We start from the raw sequence: 3654 nt of genomic DNA, 5'->3' as shown, positions 1-3654 counted from the left end.
TAGACCGCCATCGCGGTATTCGTAGAGTAATTTCCCCTGTGAATCGAATAAGAAGGTTCCCCCTCGCTGGGTCAGATAAGCCCCATTGGGTACATAAGTATTCCAGTGGCTTAAAACCTCTGTCATATTCCGCAGCCGCAGGGTTGCCAATTCAAAGGGTCTTTGAAAACCTTTGCCACCAGCCAGCCTGAAGAATGACCCCTTGATAGGGGGAAGTGGTATACCTCGCACAACCTCCTCATCATCGAGCAACTGCGGAGCCTGACTATCGCCCCAATAGCCTCGAAATACTTCAGCTAGAGTGCCAGGACTACCAATACCCGCACACATCAGCAGCAGATTCAAGTAGGCATTTAGGGTTATTGAGAGCCCTGGTAGCTTGAGCGATAGTCCTGGATAAAGATTAAGCTGGTGGTGCAGCTGTGCATTGGGACAGACAAACAGCCAATCCCCAGAAAACCCCGTATAGTTGCAGAATCGCTTACCAAAAATTTTGGGTTTAAAGCCCCGTCCTTATAGGACGGCTTTCTTTTTAAGTTAAAACTTGACAGTTTTCGCACTGCGTGTTATTATAAAAGCATAAACAAAAAATAAAAAACTAGATAAATACTATCTAATGATAAGTAGACAACGTAAAAAATATGTATCAGATACATATTGCGTAATTTGGTCTAACGACTTAAACGTCTATGAAAAAAATTAGATTAAAAAAGTATCTATCTATATATAAAAAAAAGGTACGGTGGGGCACACCGAAACCTAGGTTATAAACCAAATACGCTTGTGGAGAGGCGACCTCTATTTTTCCTGGCTCCGGCCTGGTTATGCACCGCTCCCGACTCCCTACTCCCTTCAAACCTAATTACTCAACCACATGTAACCGTCGAGTAATCATAATCATGCCATCCCCCCGAATTAATATAGCTGAAATCCAGCGGTCTTCTGGTAACAGTGGGGCTCGGCCAATCTTAAAAATTCCACCGGCAGCCAAAGATTCCAGGTCAACCTCCGTGGGATTAGTATAGCGCTGTGACCTGACTGATTCTTCTATAGCCACTCCCAGCAGCAAATCATCTCCGAGGGGTTCCTGGACAATGGCATCAAAATTAAATCGCTGACCAATACGCACTTGTTCTGGTAACTTCACCGTTACCTTGGGAGGATTAGCTCCTGATGTGATTTGGGAACGCTCTGCCAAAATGGTGGAATAGACAATTTTTTGGTTTTCAAAGCGCTGACGCGATCGCAAAGTCGATTCAAATTTGGTCTTACTAGCATCCTGTTGGTTACTAGTAATATAAGTCACAGTTTCTGCCACGATCGCGTTGCCCTCTTGCTGCCAATCCGTCAGTTCCGTGCGGTAATTCAACACAGGGTAGCGCTGCCACAATTGAAGCAACGCTTCTCCCATCACATCCCGACTTAAGCCATCGGAGTTAGCAAAATTAGCGCTATAGAATTCCAGCAACCCTTCAACATCCTTGCCATTAGCGAAGCGATCAATTTGGCTGAGGGTATCTTTAAGCTGAGGCGGTGCGGTTTCCGGGCTATCTGCTTGGGCTTTCAGAGGAGAGCCGAGGGTCAACCCTACCGTTAATAGTACAAATACTGACCAGTCCAAAGAAATAGACTTGACTTTAGTAGTAAAAGATTGGGATAGTCGTTGCAGTAAGGTGGCTGGATTGGTCATTGGTAATCGTTAACTGGTAACTGGTAACTGGTAACTGGTAACTGGTAATTCTGGTAACTAGTAATTAGTAATTGATCATTGGTGATTGGAGAAAGGGTAATCCCTTGGATTCACCAATGATACCAAATCTAGTTTGATAACCTATGTCTAGCTTGTAGGGTGGGCAAAAACAGTTTGATTTTTTTGAGTACTCTAGAGTATATGACTTTGCCCACCCTACTTTAATTGGTATTTTTTTTCTTCCCGATTCCCGACTCCCGATTCCCGATTCCCGATTCCCATTAACCCAAGACAAAAGCCCCTCACCCAATTGATCAAGGAGACCTATAGCCGTGTCTAAGTCACCCATGCGATTGCTGATTGCCGCCAGTGGTACGGGGGGACATATATTTCCCGCCCTCGCAGTAGCCCAACACTTACCCAATTACACTATCGAGTGGCTTGGTGTTCCTGACCGCATCGAAAATGAGTTGCTACCACCAGACTATCCCCTGCACACCATTGCCGTAGAAGGCTTTCAACAACGCTTCGGTCTTGGTACTCTGCGCATCGTTACCCGCCTGGTCAGTTCAATTTGGCAAGTGCGGCAACTGCTGAGAGAAGGTAAATTTGATGGTGTCTTCACCACTGGGGGTTACATCGCTGGACCTGCAATTATGGCAGCACGGTTGCAGGGTCTACCTACCATTATACATGAATCTAACGCTATTCCCGGAAAAGTAACCCGGTGGCTGAGTCCCTTTTGCAATACCGTAGCCCTAGGGTTTGAAGCCGCTTCCAAGTACTTACCCCGGATTAAAACCGTAACCGTTGGTACACCAGTGCGGGATAGTTTTCAACTGACTCAGGCACTAGAACTCCCGATTCCACCAGAGGTACCCTTGATTGTGGTGGTTGGGGGTTCCCAAGGAGCAGTGGCAGTGAATAAATTAGTGCGCCAATGTGCTCCCCTCTGGTTTGAAGCCGGTGCTTGGATTGTTCATTTAACTGGAGAAAAAGACCCAGAGGCTAACACCCTTAGCCATCCTCAGTACCTGTCTATGCCCTTTTATGACCACATGGCACCATTACTGCAACGGGCAAACTTAGCCATTAGCCGTGCTGGTGCCGGAACCTTAACCGAGCTAGCGATAACTGAAACACCAGCCATTCTGATTCCCTACCCTTATGCAGCGGAAGACCATCAAGCTTTCAATGCAGCTAGCTTTAAGGATTCTGGTGCTGCTTTAGTATTTCGTCAAGACCAGTTGACTCACGAAACGTTAGAACAGGAGGTGCTGGCTTTACTCAAGTCTCCAACTAGGTTAGAAGAGATGAAACAAAAAACAGCTAGTCTTGCGATTAGAGATAGTGGAAAGCGTTTAGCCTCTCTAGTTCGTGAGTTAGTTGAAAAATAAAATATGAAAGGAGAACTATGATCTCATGTCAATCAAGCTTTCCCTTGACTTTAAATATTAATAGTTTCAGAGGTTTGATTAAATACCTAAAAATTGCTCAAACCGAATAAGAACAATAAAATAATTGCAAAAAAGTCAAAAAAATAATGTAGACTAGCTTCGAGTTGTTGATTCGATAATGACTAGATTGATTTATTATTATTTTGCCCTTATAATAGTTATTGCTTAAGCGTAATATCGAACCAAATTTACTGTGATGATAACTTTGTATAAGGCACCACCTTTATGGGGATTACCGAGCATTAGTCCACCCTGTATTAAATTGGAAACTTGGCTGCGTATAGCTAATATTGCTTACGATATCGAGATTACTAAGGACTTTACTAAAGCTCCCAAAGGCAAAATTACGTTTATAGAATATAAAGGAGAACTCATCGGTGACTCCACCATAATTATCGAGATGCTTAAGGAAAAAGAGGGCATAGATCCTGATCGGGATTTGACCTCAACAGAAAAAGCAATCTCCTTAGCTTTTCGGCGGATGCTGAAAGAAAATACTTATTGGGG

4 protein-coding genes and 1 pseudogene are annotated in these 3654 nt (G+C 44.2%); 2 read left to right on the top strand and 3 right to left on the bottom strand.

Annotated elements, in window-relative coordinates; genetic code table 11:
• The 3 genes and pseudogenes from F6K20_RS28950 to F6K20_RS28940 form a co-directional block, all read right to left on the bottom strand.
• Window positions 1–486 (bottom strand): annotated as a pseudogene (locus F6K20_RS28950) (AhpC/TSA family protein); the annotation flags it as partial.
• A 376-nt stretch (window positions 487–862) separates the two neighbouring features.
• Window positions 863–1690 (bottom strand): DUF8623 domain-containing protein, encoded by an 828-nt coding sequence (locus F6K20_RS28945; RefSeq protein ID WP_008190095.1) that lies wholly within the window; start codon window positions 1688–1690, stop codon window positions 863–865.
• 64 nt (window positions 1691–1754) lie between these two features.
• Window positions 1755–1985 (bottom strand): hypothetical protein, encoded by a 231-nt coding sequence (locus F6K20_RS28940; protein ID WP_131826872.1) that lies wholly within the window; start codon window positions 1983–1985, stop codon window positions 1755–1757.
• Window positions 1986–2037: 52 nt separating this feature from the next.
• Between F6K20_RS28940 and murG the strand changes: the two genes are divergently transcribed.
• Both murG and F6K20_RS28930 read left to right on the top strand, forming a co-directional pair.
• Entirely contained in the window at window positions 2038–3087 is a 1050-nt protein-coding gene (gene murG, locus F6K20_RS28935) for an undecaprenyldiphospho-muramoylpentapeptide beta-N-acetylglucosaminyltransferase (RefSeq protein ID WP_287250194.1), read from the top strand.
• A gap of 256 nt (window positions 3088–3343) precedes the next feature.
• Window positions 3344–3654: Tom37 metaxin N-terminal-like domain-containing protein (locus tag F6K20_RS28930; RefSeq protein WP_287296982.1), on the top strand; the 311-nt coding region annotated here is incomplete at its 3' end.

The sequence above is a fragment of the Moorena sp. SIO2C4 genome (assembly GCF_010672485.1).
Classification (GTDB): domain Bacteria; phylum Cyanobacteriota; class Cyanobacteriia; order Cyanobacteriales; family Coleofasciculaceae; genus Moorena; species Moorena producens.
The sequence above is the reverse complement of the archived record's forward strand: the minus strand, read 5'-3'. Positions and strand labels throughout refer to the sequence as shown.

Bases quoted from the DNA above. Each gene is read 5' to 3' on its own strand.
- F6K20_RS28945 (WP_008190095.1), bottom strand. From the start codon at position 1,690: ATGACCAATCCAGCCACCTTACTGCAACGACTATCCCAATCTTTTACT.
- murG (WP_287250194.1), top strand. From the start codon at position 2,038: ATGCGATTGCTGATTGCCGCCAGTGGTACGGGGGGACATATATTTCCC.